The sequence below is a fragment of the Vibrio sp. La 4.2.2 genome (assembly GCF_027586995.1).
GTDB lineage: Bacteria > Pseudomonadota > Gammaproteobacteria > Enterobacterales > Vibrionaceae > Vibrio > Vibrio mediterranei.
In genome coordinates this window covers 503,752-521,512 of the sequence record NZ_JAPPTJ010000005.1, presented here as the reverse complement: position 1 = coordinate 521,512, position 17,761 = coordinate 503,752, and the positions used below count along the sequence as shown (strand labels likewise).

General features: G+C 43.0%; 21 protein-coding genes and 2 tRNA genes. 7 read left to right on the top strand and 16 right to left on the bottom strand.

The genetic code is table 11. The features are described 5' to 3' along the window. Position 1 precedes the first annotated feature (1 nt). Positions 2-1,507 (top strand): efflux transporter outer membrane subunit, encoded by a 1,506-nt coding sequence (locus tag OH456_RS14390; RefSeq protein ID WP_270033712.1) that lies wholly within the window; start codon positions 2-4, stop codon positions 1,505-1,507. A 392-nt stretch (positions 1,508-1,899) separates the two neighbouring features. Here OH456_RS14390 and OH456_RS14385 read toward each other — a convergent pair whose 3' ends face one another. The 7 genes from OH456_RS14385 to OH456_RS14365 all read right to left on the bottom strand — a co-directional run bounded on the left by OH456_RS14385 (position 1,900) and on the right by OH456_RS14365 (position 5,184). After that, the gene (locus OH456_RS14385; RefSeq protein ID WP_006071882.1) at positions 1,900-2,283 is read right to left on the bottom strand and encodes a hypothetical protein; all 384 of its coding nucleotides are present in this window, start codon (positions 2,281-2,283) and stop codon (positions 1,900-1,902) included. Further along, positions 2,280-2,453 carry an ANR family transcriptional regulator gene (locus tag OH456_RS25990; protein WP_006071884.1) on the bottom strand — a complete coding sequence of 58 codons (174 nt, stop codon included), beginning with the start codon at positions 2,451-2,453 and terminating at the stop codon, positions 2,280-2,282. Before OH456_RS25990 ends, OH456_RS14385 begins: the two co-directional genes overlap by 4 nt. Before the next feature lie 14 nt (positions 2,454-2,467). Beyond that, positions 2,468-2,812 carry a hypothetical protein gene (locus OH456_RS14380; RefSeq protein WP_270033711.1) on the bottom strand — a complete coding sequence of 115 codons (345 nt, stop codon included), beginning with the start codon at positions 2,810-2,812 and terminating at the stop codon, positions 2,468-2,470. Positions 2,813-3,167: 355 nt separating this feature from the next. Further along, positions 3,168-3,392 (bottom strand): winged helix-turn-helix domain-containing protein, encoded by a 225-nt coding sequence (locus tag OH456_RS25985; protein WP_373279024.1) that lies wholly within the window; start codon positions 3,390-3,392, stop codon positions 3,168-3,170. Positions 3,393-4,159: 767 nt separating this feature from the next. After that, positions 4,160-4,236: transfer RNA gene (locus OH456_RS14375), tRNA-Val, on the bottom strand. Between the two features lie 40 nt (positions 4,237-4,276). Then, a tRNA-Val gene (locus OH456_RS14370) sits at positions 4,277-4,353 on the bottom strand. A 171-nt stretch (positions 4,354-4,524) separates the two neighbouring features. Then, positions 4,525-5,184, bottom strand: a complete 660-nt coding sequence (locus OH456_RS14365) for a DUF2726 domain-containing protein (RefSeq protein WP_038225778.1) — start codon at positions 5,182-5,184, stop codon at positions 4,525-4,527. A gap of 147 nt (positions 5,185-5,331) precedes the next feature. On the opposite strand from OH456_RS14365, the gene OH456_RS14360 reads away from it, so the two are divergent. Continuing rightward, positions 5,332-5,871, top strand: a complete 540-nt coding sequence (locus OH456_RS14360; RefSeq protein ID WP_270033710.1) for a lipocalin family protein — start codon at positions 5,332-5,334, stop codon at positions 5,869-5,871. On the opposite strand, the gene OH456_RS14355 is transcribed toward OH456_RS14360, so the two are convergent. Then, entirely contained in the window at positions 5,868-6,629 is a 762-nt protein-coding gene (locus tag OH456_RS14355) for an MBL fold metallo-hydrolase (RefSeq protein ID WP_124939882.1), read from the bottom strand. The two genes, OH456_RS14360 and OH456_RS14355, sit on opposite strands and share 4 nt — an antisense overlap. 109 nt (positions 6,630-6,738) lie before the next feature. On the opposite strand from OH456_RS14355, the gene OH456_RS14350 reads away from it, so the two are divergent. After that, positions 6,739-7,455: a glycerophosphodiester phosphodiesterase family protein gene (locus OH456_RS14350; RefSeq protein ID WP_270033709.1), complete on the top strand. Its 717-nt coding sequence runs from the start codon at positions 6,739-6,741 to the stop codon at positions 7,453-7,455. On the opposite strand, the gene OH456_RS14345 is transcribed toward OH456_RS14350, so the two are convergent. Continuing rightward, positions 7,439-8,365 carry a LysR family transcriptional regulator gene (locus tag OH456_RS14345; protein WP_062457409.1) on the bottom strand — a complete coding sequence of 309 codons (927 nt, stop codon included), beginning with the start codon at positions 8,363-8,365 and terminating at the stop codon, positions 7,439-7,441. The genes OH456_RS14350 and OH456_RS14345 overlap by 17 nt on opposite strands. 102 nt (positions 8,366-8,467) lie before the next feature. Here OH456_RS14345 and OH456_RS14340 point away from each other — a divergent pair, with 102 nt between their 5' ends. Both OH456_RS14340 and OH456_RS14335 read left to right on the top strand, forming a co-directional pair. Next, positions 8,468-9,400, top strand: coding sequence for a DMT family transporter (locus OH456_RS14340; protein ID WP_006073762.1), 933 nt, complete (start codon positions 8,468-8,470; stop codon positions 9,398-9,400). Between the two features lie 110 nt (positions 9,401-9,510). After that, on the top strand, positions 9,511-10,617 hold the full coding sequence (locus OH456_RS14335) for a M20/M25/M40 family metallo-hydrolase (RefSeq protein WP_062457403.1): 1,107 nt from the start codon (positions 9,511-9,513) through the stop codon (positions 10,615-10,617). Between the two features lie 53 nt (positions 10,618-10,670). Here the strand turns inward: OH456_RS14335 and OH456_RS14330 are convergent, their stop codons facing one another. From OH456_RS14330 to OH456_RS14320, 3 genes are all read right to left on the bottom strand, one after another. Further along, complete coding sequence (locus tag OH456_RS14330; protein WP_270033708.1) at positions 10,671-11,024, bottom strand: ribosome recycling factor family protein; 354 nt, start codon at positions 11,022-11,024, stop codon at positions 10,671-10,673. Further along, positions 11,003-11,440, bottom strand: coding sequence for a DUF3859 domain-containing protein (locus OH456_RS14325; RefSeq protein WP_270033707.1), 438 nt, complete (start codon positions 11,438-11,440; stop codon positions 11,003-11,005). The genes OH456_RS14330 and OH456_RS14325 overlap by 22 nt, the downstream gene beginning before the upstream one ends. Positions 11,441-11,516: 76 nt before the next feature. Next, positions 11,517-11,885 (bottom strand): ATP-binding protein, encoded by a 369-nt coding sequence (locus OH456_RS14320; protein WP_088877588.1) that lies wholly within the window; start codon positions 11,883-11,885, stop codon positions 11,517-11,519. Between the two features lie 182 nt (positions 11,886-12,067). On the opposite strand from OH456_RS14320, the gene metA reads away from it, so the two are divergent. Further along, positions 12,068-13,009 carry a homoserine O-acetyltransferase MetA gene (gene metA / locus OH456_RS14315; protein ID WP_038225793.1) on the top strand — a complete coding sequence of 314 codons (942 nt, stop codon included), beginning with the start codon at positions 12,068-12,070 and terminating at the stop codon, positions 13,007-13,009. Positions 13,010-13,102: 93 nt separating this feature from the next. Here the strand turns inward: metA and OH456_RS14310 are convergent, their stop codons facing one another. Together OH456_RS14310 and OH456_RS14305 are read right to left on the bottom strand one after the other, a co-directional pair. After that, complete coding sequence (locus OH456_RS14310; RefSeq protein ID WP_006073778.1) at positions 13,103-13,354, bottom strand: DUF3081 domain-containing protein; 252 nt, start codon at positions 13,352-13,354, stop codon at positions 13,103-13,105. A gap of 94 nt (positions 13,355-13,448) precedes the next feature. Further along, on the bottom strand, positions 13,449-15,116 hold the full coding sequence (locus tag OH456_RS14305) for an AMP-binding protein (protein ID WP_270033706.1): 1,668 nt from the start codon (positions 15,114-15,116) through the stop codon (positions 13,449-13,451). Between the two features lie 250 nt (positions 15,117-15,366). Here OH456_RS14305 and pilW point away from each other — a divergent pair, with 250 nt between their 5' ends. Continuing rightward, complete coding sequence (gene pilW / locus OH456_RS14300; RefSeq protein WP_270033705.1) at positions 15,367-16,092, top strand: type IV pilus biogenesis/stability protein PilW; 726 nt, start codon at positions 15,367-15,369, stop codon at positions 16,090-16,092. Here pilW and rlmF read toward each other — a convergent pair. Together rlmF and OH456_RS14290 are read right to left on the bottom strand one after the other, a co-directional pair. Beyond that, positions 16,084-17,142: a 23S rRNA (adenine(1618)-N(6))-methyltransferase RlmF gene (gene rlmF / locus OH456_RS14295; protein WP_198557980.1), complete on the bottom strand. Its 1,059-nt coding sequence runs from the start codon at positions 17,140-17,142 to the stop codon at positions 16,084-16,086. The genes pilW and rlmF overlap by 9 nt on opposite strands. Next, positions 17,123-17,635 (bottom strand): M48 metallopeptidase family protein, encoded by a 513-nt coding sequence (locus OH456_RS14290; RefSeq protein WP_031495766.1) that lies wholly within the window; start codon positions 17,633-17,635, stop codon positions 17,123-17,125. Before OH456_RS14290 ends, rlmF begins: the two co-directional genes overlap by 20 nt. Between the last annotated feature and the right edge of the window lie 126 nt (positions 17,636-17,761).

Genomic DNA, 17,761 nt, shown 5'->3' with positions numbered 1-17,761 from the left:
CATGAAAACGCATCACTCACGTAAATGCCTACTTAAGGCGATAAAACTTGCTCCTTTGACTCTCGCGATAACATTAGCGGGCTGTGCTGTTGGGCCTGATTACACAGAACCAACGATGACTCTATCAAACACTTACTTATATGGTAGTAACAAGCAACAAGCTGAGAACGATTACTGGTGGACAAGCTTTAACGACGACTCACTAAATCAAATGGTACAAGATGTGCAGCGTCAAAATATCCCGCTTAAAATGGCAGCCGAGCGGATAAAAATGGCCAACAGTTATCAATCTGTAGTGAGCTCTTTTAAAGTCCCTACTGTTAACATTGGGGCGGGCTACTTTAACTATCAGTTGAGTAAGAATGATTCCCTATTAGGTCCAGCATTAAACCCTATCGGAGACTCGCTGCCAACTGGCACACCTTTAGACTCCACAACCTTGCTAAATAATCAGCATGATGGCGTGTTTGCTGGCGCTAGCATAGGTTGGGAAATGGATCTGTTTGGGCGTATCGAAAGACAGTCGAACGCCGCCAAGATTCGTGTTGAACAAGCAGAAATCTACCGCAGTGGGCTCAATACCCTAATTACCGCAGACTTGGTGCACAACTACCTACAGTATCGTGGCGCTCAAGAGAGAATGGCGTTGATTGACGCAAACTTGGCCGACCAAACTAAGACATTAGAGCTAGTAAAGAAACTGGTAAAAAGTGGCTATGGCTCTGAACTCGACTTAGCACAAGCTCAAACTATGCTGGCTGCAACTGAGTCGGTTATTCCACAACTGGAAATCGCCCAACAAGTTCATAAACAACGGATGGCAACTCTATTAGGTGAACCTCTTACTCAAGTCGATATTCGCCTTGCTAGCAGTGCTGGTCTGCCAAGTCTAGAAGGTGTTATCCCCGTTGGCCTGCCATCTGATCTTCTAAAACGTCGCCCAGATATACGCATTGCTGAACGTGAAATGGCCGCGTTAAACGAAGAAGTCGCAGCTAGCATTGCCAATCGTTACCCCAAGTTTTTCCTAACTGGAACTCCGGGAGTATCGGCAAGCAGCTTTGATGATTTATTTGATTCTGACTCTGTTGGGTGGGCTGGTGCGGTTGGCGTGAGCTGGAACGTGTTTGATGGAGGAAGAGGCGAAGCACTGGTTGAGTTGAACGAAGCACGCTTTGACGCAGCAGTACTTGGCTACGAACACTCGGTCAACACTGCAATCACCGAGGTCGACTCTATGCTGTTTGCGTATGGGCGAAGCCAGCAAAATGAGCAACGGATTCAAGAAGCACTAAACGCCTCTGACAACGCATTAAGTAAAGCACAATCATTGTACAAAGCAGGCCTTATCAACCATCTTGCATTGCTCGATGCACAACGCCAGCAGCGTATTATGGAAGATAGATTACTAGCGGCAAGGTTGCAGACTGCACAAGTGACAGTAGGAGTCTTTAAATCACTAGGCGGAGATTGGCAGCTTCCTAATTTAGTACCAGAAGACGCTTAACATATTGCATTATGAAAGAACGCGGATGACTGAATCGCCGCGTTCTTTCATTTCGTAAAGTACAACAGTTCATTACTGACAGGCTATCGTGAAAGAATGACACTTAGCTACTTGTCAGTTGAGGTCACTACATCAAAGCGCTCTTGCTTAGCCCGAGAGCGTAAAATCTTCTAGATAATATTTCTCGAATGTTCAGTATTTTCAGAACGATTATTTCGAATTAAAGGAATGGAGTCATGTTATTTCAACGTTAAGTTTTAACCGACTGTAACCATAAATTCGATACCCAGATGAAATATACGGATAGAGTTAATTTCATTTACTTCTGAAAAATATAATGTAGCAAAACTCGTAAAGCAATTTACGCCTCACGAGCTTTCAAAACTCTAAGGTTAACCTATTTGGTTTTGTTCTTTTAACCTCTTTAGCTGGTTAATAGCACTGAACTTAGCACGCGTCTGTACATACTTCGCCAAGGCTCTCTCTTGGATATGAGCCACCCTGATGGCACCAAGTACATTTACCTCCAATGGCGCATCAATCGAAAAAACCATCGTTGGAATATCTGATACAAGGTTGTGATAGCCATTGTTAGCTAGGATATCGCACTCGTAACTCTTACTTATCAAGTTGCAAGATATACAGATATTTACATATTTAAGTTTTCCTATAATAAAGAAGTTAGAGTCATCACTCCCACGCTGAACTTCAGTGAACCCAAACTCCTGCAAAGAAGCAGTAATCGTTTCAGTATGCTGTTCAACGAAAGAACTCATAATTTTTCCCTTTGCTTGGCACAAAAACGGTACCTTATTTGATACCACGCTTTATCCTGACGGGCAGTGGCTTGCTCTACGGCCTTCTTCCAGTAAATAGATGCTTCATTAAATTGACGCTGTCTCTCTAACTTTGAAGCGGTCTCTGCATACTTCTCAATATCAGTCAAAATTAAACCCTCAGCTAAATATAGATTGGGGTACCTTTGTCAAAGCAGTAGCCTTGATATCCCCAAAAGAATCGATTTAAGCCAACTAACATTTTGAATATCGACGTAGACTCAACATGTTCCATGATTATTTTTTCCGGCCTTACCTGTGCGAAGGTTTCAAGCATATCCACTTCTCTTGCCGAACTGGGAGATTGAATTTTGATGAACTCGTATAAGTTCATATCCAATTCATTAGCACGAAAGTCCGACTTGTAAATATCGTAATCATCCGCTGCCGTCACTATGCCATTCTGTTTTAGCAGAGTAAGCCCCTCTATGATTCGTACGCATCTGCCACACACGTTTCGTTCAGTCATTTCCACAACTAGCCCAATTTGTTTTTCTAATAGATAGCTATTTAACTCAATAAGTCTCGCTAACAAGGTAATATCACATAGATTGCTTCGCTCTATGTTGAGAAAGATATACTTCCCAGACCAATCACATTCAAACCTACCATTCTCAACGGCGACTTTTATTCGTTCTAGCAAATAATTAGCTGATGATGAAAACGTTAAGTCACTATGAACATTGGGGCCAAGCAAAGTTTCTCGACTTCTTATTTGGTCAATTAGAACCTCATACCCTATACATTGCTCACTTGCACTATATATACCTTGCATTTTGTACTGGTAATTTGCGCTGCTATGCTTGATTCCTTTAATAAATCTGTCAATTTGCACACACATAAATGGCGTTCTCCCCTTCTACGAGTGCGTAGCCTACGCCCCGTATGCTTATAATCCTTATATTTTTATCTGCCAGATTCCTTCTCGTGCAGTACACCAATTGGAGCAAACTACTTTCGCTTATTGGTTCTCCGTCCCAAACAAAATCAACAATCTCATTTTTCGATAGAACCACACCTTGAGGTGTTTGGTTTAAGCAGCAAAGCATTCTTAAACATGTCTCACTCCATACTCGATTGCTTTTTCGGTCTATTACTTTGTTCTTTCTCTTCTCTAATTGAAGATCAAACCGGTACTCAATATTCTTAATTCGAATACAGTTAAAACATTCAAGACTTTTAAGACATTCCATTAGTTACTCCCCCGTAAGCGAAAATGCTAACAAACAGACCAACTGACATGACGTTTAATGATTATTATTATTTAGAGCAAGAATTCTATTTTAGGGCAGGAACAAAGTGCGAGTTAAAAATAAACACAGATCACATTACACCACCACACTAATAACATTAAAATCAATAGCAGCTCAATTTAAACCAATGTTAGAACAAAAGGTAATGGAGTGTCGGAATAAGTAATATTACGTCATAGAGAAATAAAAACTTCCGTATGGAATGCTGAATAATTAACAGTTAATAGCCTAAGAAAAATTAAAAATAGTCCACATTCACCATAAGAACTATGTATTCTGGTAAATATAATGTTCATATTTGGATATATATAACCACATGGTGTCATGTAAAAACTAAAGATCATTGAGGGCGAGCCGTACTTCTCAGCGTTTTTGAAGGGGAACTTTGCCAAAAAAGAACGGCATAGTTAGTTATTTGAAGAGTATCTAAGTTATGTGAATTATGGTTATCTATCTTGGGGATAACAAATAAATCACGGTTAGGCTTAAAACAGTTACTATTTGGAACATGAGTTTTTTACATACGAAAAAGCCCGCTTCAGAGAAGCGGGCTTTCGAAAATTTGGTGGGTCCGGGCGAACTCGAATCGCCGACCCCTACCATGTCAAGGTAGTACTCTAACCAACTGAGCTACGGACCCAAATTTTGTGTTCCCTTTGAATCGTGATTCAAAGTGAGGATGGTGGGTCCGGGCGAACTCGAATCGCCGACCCCTACCATGTCAAGGTAGTACTCTAACCAACTGAGCTACGGACCCATCGTCTTTGGAACGAGATGGATATTAACGAGAGATACCAAGCTGTGCAAGTAGATTTTTGTGTTTTTGGTATCGTTTGGCTTAGAAGCCATCAATTCGACTCTTTTTTATGCTTTTAACCAGTAAAAATGTGAATTACATCAGTTTGTTGAACCTAATGGTACTACGTATTTATTCCTCATCATCGAAAACGACGTTGTAGTTTTCGGTGTATTGGCACAATGGTTGACGACTACAAGTAAAGAAACGTCGTCCTTTGAAATCACCCTGCGTTGCCGTCTTTATCGTCATAGGGCTACCACAGCGTTTACAGAAACGGACTTCTTTTTCGGGTTCAATAAGATCAATATGTGCAGCAAGCAAACGTCTTATCTTACTGACTTGGTAGCTCAACTTAACAGATGCACCTATGAGTGGGATATTTGCAGATTTACACACTTGCATAATCAGCTTTTGACGTTCAACTTTGCCTTTATCCAACTTTTGACCGTTGTCGTACTCGATCACGACTCTGGGTTGCATCGTTCTCGGATCGCAAATAACAAAATCGAAGTAGCTTTTGGCAATCACGTTATTAGCAATGAACCATTGCTTCTTATTACTAATGTTCTGAGGAGTCACTACATTAGCCATGCTGACCTTAGTTAAGATGACACCATGCTCCCCTACAGCTTCTTTTAATGCATTATAGAAAGCTGTTTGTGCCGAAGAGAGAATTGGTCCCTTCACTTTGTACTGATACGATCTTGTGTCTTCCTGCTTTACAAAGTATTTCTGAGCAACAAGGAACAACCCCACCAGTAACGCTAATACAATGAATATCTCAAACATTGACGCAGTAATACCTAGAATTAATGAACATGTTCGTTTCCAGAGTATTCGCAATAGGATATAGATGCAATCATTGTAAGCTGAACTCTGATTTTTGTCGTATATTCTATTTAGAAAGAGTCAGTTAGGTATTAAAAGGAGTCTACCTTGATAAAAACAATTCTTCGCTATTTTGTGGTGAGCTTACCACTGTTGTTACTCGGTTGTACTGGCATTCCCGACAAAGTACAGCCCGTTACAGGTTTCGATCTCGACCGCTATCTTGGCAGATGGTATGAGGTGGCTCGACTGGACCATAGCTTCGAGCGGGGGCTAGACAATGTGTCCGCTACCTACTCATTGAATGACGATGGCTCTGTAAAAGTGCTAAATCGTGGTTGGGACACGAAAGAGCAGGAATGGTCGGAAGCGGAAGGCAAAGCAAAATTTGTCTCGTCACCCGATATCGCGCACCTTAAAGTGTCTTTCTTCGGACCTTTTTATGGAAGCTATGTAGTCTATTATTTAGAACCAGATTATTCTGCTGCACTAGTCAGTGGCTACAATTCCGATTACTTTTGGATTTTATCGAGAACACCTACCATCAAGGAAGCAAAGTTAGACCAGTATTTGAAAATCGCTTATGAAGCCGGATTCGACACATCGGCGCTTATCTTCCCTAAACACGATAAGCCTAAGCAAAATTAACGCGCAGTCAGCACGGACTTAAACATCCCTTTAAGTTTGATTTTCGTTACCCGCCAATGAGTCACTGGTCTCATTGGCGCGGTGTCAAGAATATGCTCTTTTGCACGCTCATCAAAAACCACAGGGCCTCGGTGCGCCAACAGAATCTGCTCAGCGTTTAAGTTGTACACTTTCTCCACTGATCTTCGATATTGATTTGGATGAAATATAGGAAATGGTGCGATGAGATGCTGCTTCACTTGCACCATTAAGTCCGCAACATAAACAATCGACTCATTAGGGTTATAGACCGAGATATCTCGGTCTGTGTGACCCGGCGTGTCAAGTATTTGCCAGTCAGCAAATAACGGTACAGTATCACCATCAATCAGTTGGTAATCCGCATTTAATGCCTTGTTGTACCATAGGTTTTTTCTAGGTTGCCCTAACCGCTTCGCCATATACCAAGCCAACACTAAGTCTGTAACATGCATCAAAAAGCCATCTATCCCGGAATACCAATCACGCTCTTTCGCCGCAGAGACAATTTTAGCTCCTGTAATAGCTTTGAGCCGATGAGCAGCTCCAGCGTGGTCTGGGTGCATATGGGTCACGACGATAACTTTTAAATCAGAAACTTGCCTCTGTAAATCATCGGTGATAAAACGCAGTATAGTGCCCACGTCAGCTCGGCTTGCACCGTCTAACAAGAGCAATTTATCTGGGTACTCAACCAAATAGATTTGTTGTATATATCCTTTAATTTGATGAATCTTCATCTTTCACTGACTGGTCTGATGTCTTTTCACCAAGATAGCCTTCAGGTAACATTTTTGCAACATAAACATCATTCATCTATGTTGAATTGATAAGTGTCTAGGAATATTTATGAGCACATTAATTGCGGGTCATCGCGGTGTTGCTGGAACCCATCCAGAAAACACCCTAGCAAGTATTCAAGCAGCAAAAAGAGCGGGCCTCACCTGGGTTGAAGTGGATGTTCAACCGACTAAAGATGACATACTAGTGGTTTGTCACGACCACACTATTAACCGATGCAGTAATGGCACTGGCAGAATCGATGAATTAACATTCGAACAACTTAGTCAGTTCGACTTTGGGTCATGGAAAGCACCACAGTTTGCTGGTGAGCGACTGATGAGCTTCGATGAATTACTCAATTACTGTCAGACTAACCAGCTGAGCATCAATATTGAGGTCAAGGTTGATAAACATGATGCGGAGCACGTCGTTGCTCTACTTGCAGAACGGCTCAATGCCTGTGAGATAGACCGAAATCAGTTGCTTATCTCAAGTTTTAGTCGTGAGGTAATGCTTGCACTGTATCAAGCAAAACTTGGCGTGCGCCTAGGTGTGCTAGGTAACCGGCTTAATAACCGTCTTTTAAAAACTATTGATGAGGTAGAGGCATTCAGCTGCCATCTCAATTATCGTTGGCTTACCCAAAAGCACATTAGAACGTTGCGAGAGCGTGGCTTACAGATCTGGTGCTATACCGTTAATAACCCGAAATCTTTTAAGCATTTACAACAAGTTGATGCAATTTTCAGTGACTACCCGCAGCGATTTATGAACTTACTTTAGTGGGCTTCATTGACGCAACCATATAGTCAATAAATGCTCGTCTTCGGGCGGGCATGAACTTTGACTGGGGAAATTGCATCACTATTTCCCCTTGATACCGAGAATTAATATGCCATTCCGGTAACACCTGTAAGACGTCACCTTCTCTCAAAGCTTTTTCCACCACAAATTCTGGGAAGATACCAATACCAATTCCACTTTTCACTGCATTTAACCGCATCTCGGAGTGGTTAACTGAGTAACGGCCGTCAACTTGAACTTTAACGTTTTCTCCATCCTTGTTGAAAAGCCATACATTATCGTTTGGTTGTTCATTGAGAAATAAGCAATTGTGATTCAATAAGTTATTTGGATGGAACGGAATACCATGCTCTTGAAGGTACGATTTGCTCGCACACAGCACGGCTTTGATTTCACCAAGTGTTTTTGCTACCAAATTTTCTCTTGGGAAGTGTGTCAGCTCGAAAACGATATCTAGGTTGTGACCAAAAGGGTCAACGAACTCATCACTAACCAATAGGCGAAGTTTTACCTTCGGGTACAAATCGAGAAACGGCAGCATTAATGGCTCTAAAATGTGGCGACTGAAAGCTTTGGGAGCTGAAATCCTTAGTTCGCCTTGGGCTTCTCCCCCTTCCTGACTGGCAATATTGGCGATATCAGAAGCAGACTCCATGATTTTCTTACTGAACTCGTACACTACCTTGCCAGTGTCCGTTGTTACCTGTTTTCTCGTTGTTCGTTCAAGTAGATCAGCATTAAGCGCAGCCTCAAGTCGACTTATTTGGCGGCTTACTCCTGATGGCGTCATACCCAACCTCTGCGAGGCGGCGGTGAAGCTCCCAGCTTCAACAACTGTCACAAACGCAGCAATATCCGGCAAAAGTGCCATGAGTTTATTTGTGTCCATCAGTCATAAGTCCTATGCATTTCGGAAGTATTATCACTTTGTTATTCATAAGTTAGCATATCGATAGAATTATTCACAAAAAATATTTAAGAGCAATTACAAATGGATAGGAATTACGCACAAAGTTTCACAGTGAATTGGGCGGTTATAGGGTTACTCGCGGTATCAATCGTCTGGGGTACCAGTTACGGAACGTCAAAACAGGTTCTTCAAACACTTAGTGTCCCACAACTATTGTTCGCCCGTTTCGCTTTAAGCTGTGCCGTACTAGTCGTAATCCTATATAAGAAAAAGCTCTTCATTGAATTTACTAACAACGCAATTGGCTATTTAAAAGTAGGATTACTTACTGGTGCTATCTTGAGCTGCATATTCATTACCGAAACATGGGCTGTGATGCTCGCTCAAGCAGGACAAGTTGCTGTCCTCATCAGTCTCTGTATCCTGTTCACTCCATTCTTGGAAAAGGTATGGCTTAAGGTTTCATTGCCTAAAGGCTTGGTAGGATACTGTTTTATAGGGGTGGTAGGTGTCGCTTTGCTTTCCAACGTGACTCAACAGGACTTTACCTTCAATTTGGGAGTCGCATTAGTTCTAATCGCAGCCGTACTCAGAGCGATCATGGTTGTTACCTGCCGAAAAGCCTTCACGGGACACGAGTTGAATACCGAACTGATTACTTTTATTCAACTCTCGGTTGTTACTGTCGTAAGCTTGTTATTAATGTTCAAAGAAGGGTCGGCTACCCAGTTTACAACAACTATGATGCAACTTGATTGGGTCACCTCGAGTTGCTTAATATACCTTGCTTTAGGTTGTACCCTTATGGCGTTTTTCCTGCAGAACTACGCCGTCAAGTTTCTTCACGCAAGTCAAGCATCACTTTTGATGGGCACAGAGCCACTATTTGGGTTGATTTTCGCGGCAATTTTCTTGCAAGAGCAACTTACAAACCTTCAATGGTTGGGTAGTTTTCTTATCATTTCCACCACTGTTGCAGCTTGTTACCAATTTTCTAAGCACAAACAGCCTTGATGTCAGTCGATTTACCTAAAATGCGGCACTTTTTTTGATTTACCTCAGGTCTAGCACGTAAACATAGGGTGTAAAGTGAGTGTCCCTGTTTCATAACGTGAAGTAATCCTATGACACTAGTAAATACCGACCGCCTTGTTAACCACTTCTTTGATCTTGTTAAAATCGACAGCGAATCTGGCAATGAAAAAGCCATTGCTGAAGCTATTGCTGAACAGCTGGGTGAGCTAGGTTTCGCCGTAAGCAAACTTCCTGTACCAGAACAGTATACCAATGGGTTTAATGTATATGGTCGCCTTGAAGGTACGCTTGACGGTAGCATTGTATTCAGTGCTCACATGGACACAGTAACTCCAGGTATTGGCATCGAGCCAATCATTGAAGACGGTATTATTCGCTCAAAGGGCGATACGATTCTTGGTGGAGACGACAAGTCTGGTATTGCAGCAGTAATGGAAGCGGTACGTTGCCTTAAAGAGCAAAACCGTGAACATAAAACTATCGAAGTCGCTTTCACCGTTCACGAAGAAGGTGGCCTGTTCGGTTCGGAACACTTCGATATGTCCTACATCCAATCAAACAACGCGATAGTACTTGATACTGGTGGCCCAATCGGAACCATCGTAACGGGTGCTCCGGGCCAACAAAAAATTGTTGCTAAAATCAAAGGTCGCCCAGCTCACGCAGGTCTAGCTCCCGAAGAAGGCATCAGCGCAGCAATGGTTGCCGCAGATGCTATCGCAAACATGAAGCTGCTTCGCATCGATTCAGAAACTACAGCAAACATCGGTTCTGTTAACGGTGGCCAAGCAACTAACATCGTAATGCCAGAGCTAACTGTGGTTGCCGAAGCACGTTCACTAAACAGCGACAAGCTAACCGCTCAAGTTAAGCATATGGTTGATACTTTCCAAGCGTCGGCTGAGAAATTCGGTGCAGAAGTCGAGATCGAATCAACACGTGCCTACGACGCTTTTGTTATCGCAGAAGACGACGCACACGTTCTGAAGGTTAAACAAGTCTTTGAAGCAAACGGCATCGAAGCCAACACAAAACATACTGGTGGTGGTAGTGACGCGAACAACTTCAACGGTAAAGGTCTAACAACTGTAAACCTTTCTACTGGTATGGCAAAAGTTCATACTACTGAAGAGTACATCGCTATTGACGATATGGTGAAAATCACTGACTTCGTTATTGGCTACGTAACGGCTTAAATCTAGCAATAGAACTTAGCGCTGCATTTCACACCTGTGGAATGCAGCGTTTTTTATAGCCCCTCATATTCATCAATGGCTGCACGAGCTTCCACTAAAGTACAACCCGACTCATGCATCAATTCTGCAATGGTTACTTCAGGGTTTCGCTCTAATACTTGTTGAATGGGTGACTTATACTCCGATAACACTTTCTCTATCGCAACCGATATCCAACCTACTCTGGCATCTAATGCGAACGACGCCAGTTGTTCTTTGCGACCAGTAACGAGCCAATTGCGTGAGCGGCGGATGCGTTTGAGCGTGCATCCGGATTGGGAAGCGCTTGCGATAACCTGTGCTTTATCCTCAACTCGATGGACGAAGCTATTAAGACGAACTGATATTAAAAGCCGCGATTTTTCCAAAACTGACCTTCATCTCTTGCTGTTACTTTGAACTTCTTCTCCGCAACCACACGTCCTTGCATTTCAAGTACCATGCGCCACTCCCCTAGATTGCTTTCAAAGCCATCGATAGGGTGAAACAGCTGAATGGTGTCCCCCAGATAGAAGTCCCAATCATTACTGCCGATATGCTCTTCACCATCAAAAGGTTCCAACACCTGCCCTTTCTTACCAAGGATGCCAGGATGGTAAATACAGTATCGAACGCGCTCCCCTTTGGCCTTTTTGATATTAACAATAAAGCCAAATTCAATGTGCTCATCGGCTGGCACTATGGTGGTGAAATCTTGAATTTTAGGCAGCTCTTTAGAGCCGGAATCCCAAGTGGAATAAATACCATAAGACGTCATTTCGATGACGGGTGAACGTTTAGCCATTGTCCCATTGAGCCTTTAATTTGATCAGCGTTATTTGATACATCATTATCACGACACTGCGCTACATTTCATGCGTTCAGTCTTGCCAGCGAGCACGCATTTTAGCAATGACAGCATCACTAACTCCATGGATATTTTGGTATTTACCGTTACAAACGATAATTTCCAAATCCGCATTGAATTGCTGCGCTAGCGTTTTATACGCCTTCATTTCCCAACGTCGCACGAAGGTATTTGCCACTACTACATTCTCACCTTTGGCAAGAGCCAGTTCGACCTGCTTCTGGCACCACAAATGTGCTTGTTCAATCAAGTCAGGATCATAGCAGTAGTCTCCGTGAACATTAACAAAATACATGTCGGCTTCGAAATGTTGTGCATCATATGTCTTTGCTAACGTTGTTTTTCCTGAGCCAGGTAAGCCACGGATTAGCGTCAATTTCAATTGCTGGTACCTTCAAACATATAGAACCAAGCATTGTACCCAATTTCAGGCTCAGTACACGGTTTGATTCGTTGGTCATACTCGAATTGAACTAAAATTAACTATCGACAAGCAAAAACGTTTGCGTTAACTTTAGATGTATAGACGTCCAGATGACCAAACATTAGCTTAGGGAGAAAGCTGTGCCAATTAAGATTCCCGATCAACTGCCTGCATCCAACGTATTGAGAAACGAAAATATCTTCGTGATGTCGGAGACGCGTGCTGCCACGCAGGAAATTCGACCACTCAAAGTACTGATCCTCAATTTGATGCCAAAGAAAATTGAAACGGAAACCCAGTTCCTAAGATTGCTTTCGAATAGTCCACTACAAGTTGATGTCGAGCTGCTGCGCATTGATGACAGACCAAGCAAGAACACACCAACGGAACACCTAGATACCTTCTACCGTCAGTTTGAAACGATCAAAGATCGTAACTTCGATGGACTTATTATTACCGGAGCACCACTCGGTCTAGTTCAATTTGAAGACGTGATTTACTGGGAACATCTGCAAACCATTATGAATTGGGCCAACAAGCACGTGACCTCTACCTTGTATGTGTGCTGGGCGGCTCAAGCGGGACTGAAGCTGTTATTCGACCTGCCGAAAAGAACTCGCAAAGAGAAATTGTCCGGTGTTTACCACCATACTATTCAGCATCAATACCACCCGCTACTGCGTGGTTTTGATGATTCTTTCCTTGCCCCCCATTCGCGCTATGCGGATTTCTCGCCCGAGTATCTGGAGTCACATACGGATCTAGATATCCTAGCGACCTCAGATGTAGCAGGTGTCTACCTTGCGGCAACCAAGGACAAACGAAATGTATTTGTGACAGGTCACCCTGAGTACGACTCACACACTCTACACGGCGAGTATGTCCGTGACCTTGGTGAAGGTATGGAGCCCGCAATTCCGGTCAATTATTATCCGAACAACAACCCTGATAATAAACCTATTGCGAGCTGGCGAAGTCATGGGCACTTATTGTTTGCCAACTGGCTCAACTACTGTGTATACCAGCAAACGCCTTACGATTTGGAACACTTCAGTGCAGATGCGTTTACCACAGACGAGTAAGGCAGTCTTGCGACCTACTTTCTAAATCCTATTGCGGCAATATCTACCTATCTCCCCAGCTATTGGGGAGATATCATCTGCTTTCCTACGATTTTACTTCGCCAATAACGCTACTTTTTTCAAAAAGCTATCACGCAAGTGTTCTTGGTCGTATTCCAAATGATAGGTATTGTGAAAGCCCACTTTCAGCTCTACACCATTACCTCTCATATACACGTTATAACCATCATAATCTGAGAACGCTTCAACACCGCCATAGATCTTGCCAAACTCTGTATCAGCGCCATGTTCCATTATGTTGTCGTAGGCTTGAAGTACTTTTCCGGGGTCCAGTTCGTTTTTCATCGCTGCCTCCTAATAAACAAAGCCACACTAAAAGTGTGGCTTATGAATATGCAGAGCGCCAATTTTATCCGACTATTGCGTGAGCTGTCCGATCTTATTCATCACGTAGAACTCGACGTAAAATTTTACCTACGTTGGTTTTTGGCAGCTCATCTCTAAACTCAATTACTTTAGGGATCTTGTATCCTGTGAGGTGTTGACGACAGTGCTTTTTAATGTCATCAACGGTAACTGGACCACTAGTCACTACGATTAACTTGACGCGTTCCCCAGCTACATCATCAGGCACGCCTACCGCTGCAGCCTCAACAATTTTCGAGTGTAGCGTCGCTACCTCTTCAATTTCCGTTGGGAACACATTGAATCCAGAAACCAAAATCATATCTTTCTTACGGTCTTCGATATAAAAGATACCGTCTTCGTCCATACGACCAATATCGCCCGAATACAACCAGCCATCTTTGGTTAAGATAGCGTTGGTTTCCGCTTCTTGCTTCCAATAGCCTTTCATTACTTGGTCACCACGGATTTGAATCTCTCCGACTTCATTTACACCCAGTGGCTGACCGTTTTCATCTACGATACGCAGTTCGGTACTTGGCAAGGGCACTCCTACCGCAGGCACGTAGGACTGCTGCGTATGAACACCACCTGCGACTACAGGCGAGCATTCCGTCAAACCGTAGCCTTCAATGATTGGCATCCCTGTAATCTTTTGCCATTCGTCTGCGATGTGTTTTTGAGTAGCCATGCCACCAGCAATGGTGAACTCAGCATTGGAGAAATCCAACTCTCTAAATTTGGCGTGATTGTTCAATGCAGCAAATAACGTATTAAGACCAAATATCATCGTGAACGGATATTTACTTAAGTCATTGACAAAACTATTCAAATCACGAGGATTCGTGATCAAAAGATTGCTACCACCCATGTACATCATCAACATCATACTGACTGAATTGGCAAAGATGTGGTAAAGCGGTAAAGGAGTTACCGCACGCTCTTTGTCTTTCGAGGTTCTAGGACCGAAATGGCCATAGACTTGCAGCACGTTCGCAATGATGTTTCTGTGGGTTAGCATTGCGCCTTTCGCAAGACCTGTGGTGCCGCCAGTGTACTGCAGATAAGCAAGGTCACTGCTTTCAATCACAGGAGGGTTAAAGTCCATACGTTTACCGTCAGTAAGCGCACGTCTCAATGAAATCGCCCCTGGCAAATGGTACTTAGGCACCATTTTTTTCACGTACTTAACCACAAAATTCACTAGCGTTCGTTTATGTGGTGCAAGTTCATCACCAATGCTCGTCAAGATGACATGCTTGATGCTGGTCTTAGCAACCACCTGTTGTAAGCTGTTGCCAAAGTTAGTCACTGCCACAATGATCGTTGCACCCGAGTCACGCAACTGATGCTCAAGTTCTCTTGGCGTATAAAGTGGGTTGACGTTAACCACAACAAGTCCTGCCTTCAATGCACCAAGAATGGTGATCGGATATTGCAGTAAGTTCGGCATCATCAGAGCAATTCTATCGCCCTTTTTCGCCCTAAGTTCGTTCTGAAGATAGGCAGCAAAGGCATCACTTTTCTCGTTTAAATCGCGATACGTGAGTGAATGTCCCATGTTGACAAACGCTGTGTTGTCCGCGAATTGCTCGAACGGCTTAACGAACATCTCATTGATGTTGGTGTATTGGTCGATATCGACAAACTCAGGAACATCATCGGGGTACGTCTTTAACCAAGGTTTGTTATTTGTGCTCATTGCTATTACACCTATTTATTTTGTCTCGAGTACTCTAACGAAGTTCACACAATAGATATAGATTAGAGTCATTATTCTATCTTAAATGGCTACTTTATAAGCAAAATGATTTGCACGCACTTCACAACCATCATTGAGTTTTGACGATTCGCTCGCACAGTTACCCCGTTTTCCTACGTTAGTTCCGGCATCTACTTATGATGATCGAAACAAAATCACAGTATGACATTTAGGAATTTGGGACAGAACTATGAAAATCCATACTCATATCGTAATGCTCGCATCGATGACATTAAGTGGTTGTGTTACCGTTCATGAGGATAATAGCAATGCTCAACACAGCCCCATAGATATGGCTGATACACGTATTGCTTTGGGTCTTAACTACGTCAAACTTGAACAGTATTCCAAAGCACGTCAAAGCTTAGAAAAAGCCATGAAATATGCACCCCACTACTACAAAAGCAGTTTGTCTTTAGCGTACTATCTCGATGTAGTCGGAGAAGTTGATAGAGCGGCAGAGCTATACAAGAAAACACTTGATGAACATCCAAACAACGGCAAGGTTTACAATAACTATGGTACTTTTTTGTGTAAGCAAGGGGAATTTCAAAGGGCTGATGTCTTATTTAATCAAGCGATCGACAAGCCTAATTATTATGCTGTCGCCGAAACCTATGAAAATGCGGGGTTATGCGCTCTAAAAGCGCGAAAAAGTCATCAAGCCAAATACTATTTCAGCAAGTCAGTTGAACACCAACCGCTGCGTCCAATCTCTAGTTTGCAATTAGCGGCGTTAGAAATAGAACAGGACCAATTGCATCAAGCTCGATTGAGATTGCTCGACTTTAGCCAACGTTATGGTTATCAGCGAAACAACCTCGTGTTATTAATCGAGCTTGAGCGAAAATCGGAGAACTGGATGTTAGTCAACAAGTACCAAGCGCTGCTTGAGCAAGTTAACGTATTAAAGTAGTGCTTTGACCCTATCTTGTCTTTCTTCTGCCGACATGAACGTCCATGCCAAGAAACGACTTTTCTTCTGCCCTTGTGCCATTTCTTGAATCACAATTTCAGAGACACCTAGTTTTTCTAGACGCTTTCTAAGTGGGCGGATATTGTCTTTTTTGGACAGTAAGGTGCTAAACCAAATCACTTGTGATGCAAAGTCTTTACTTTCCTGAGCCATATTGAGGACAAATGCTTCCTCTCCTCCGGGACACCACAGTTCTGCATTTTGTCCGCCAAAATTGAGCTTCCCATTCAACTTGGTTGCACCGGACTGACCACGCGACTTTTGGTTTTTCGAGAGATTGTTGTTTTTTCGCTCTGTGCCTTTTTGCGCGTCTTCCATCGATTTATGGAAAGGCGGATTGCAAGTGGTCGCGACGAAGAAATCATCAGGAGCAATCACACCAGCAAAGATATGATTGCTGTTTTGCTGATGACGAATCTCAATTTTCCGCGCCAGTTTGTCGTTATTATTGACGATTTCTTTGGCACAACTCACCGAGACAGGGTCGATATCCGACCCTATCCAATTCCAGTGATGACGCGTCGCACCAACAATCGGATAGATGCAGTTTGCGCCAGTGCCAATATCAAGCGCTTTAACCTTAAGACGAGCTTTCTCAGACTGCTCTCGCATTAAGTCATATTGCAGCCACTCATTAAGTCGATGTACATAATCTGCTCTGCCGGGGATAGGAGGACACAAGTAACTCTCAGGAATGTCCCAAAAGTTTATACCATAGTAGGCCTTGAGCAGAGCGCGATTGAGGAGCTTAACCGAAGCAGGATCAGAGAACATAATCGTCGCCTCCCCTTTAGGATTGCTGATAACATAGTCCTTCAGTTCAGGGAGTGCCTGCGTGAGCTCTACAAAATCGTAGCGTCCATGGTGTAAATTGTCTTTGTGAAGACCCTCAGCATGACGCTTAACTAGCGTGGTTTCTGAGCTCACCTTTTTGTTCTTCTTAGTGTGACCCGATTTGCTCTGAGCACGTTTATTGTTGTCGGGCTTCATGCTTAAGTTCCTGATAGATCATAAATAGGCGCGCATCGAACTCTAACTGGTGATAGTCAGGCTCCATATGACAGCATAATTGGTAAAACGATTTGTCGTGCTCTTTTTCTTTGATATGAGCAAGTTCGTGCACCACTAGCATCCGCAACAACGGCTCCGGCGCATGCTTAAACACGCTAGCAATGCGAATTTCGTTCTTAGATTTTAGCTTGCCGCCATGAGAGCGGGACACATAGGTGTGCAAACCAAGCGCGTTATTTATCAAGTGAATTTTGTTGTCCCAAATGACTTTTGAAATCGGCGCTGTTTTTTTCATGTAGCGCTGCTTGATATCCATGGTGTAGTCGAATAAGGCTTTTTCACTTTGGATTTGATGACGTTCGGGATAACGCTTTTCAAACCACGTGACAAAACGTCCGCTTTCTATTAGTGAAGATACTTGTTCAATAAGGTTTTGCGGATACCCCGCAATGTATTTGAGACTACTATTCATCCGCTTTTAGCGCATCCTAGGTTAAGTTTGTCGCCATTCTATAGAAGTCCCTTTTTGAAAGCCATAAGATGGTTCTGCCAATCTAACTGCTCTAAACCAACAAGCAAAAAAGCAGCCGAAAGCTGC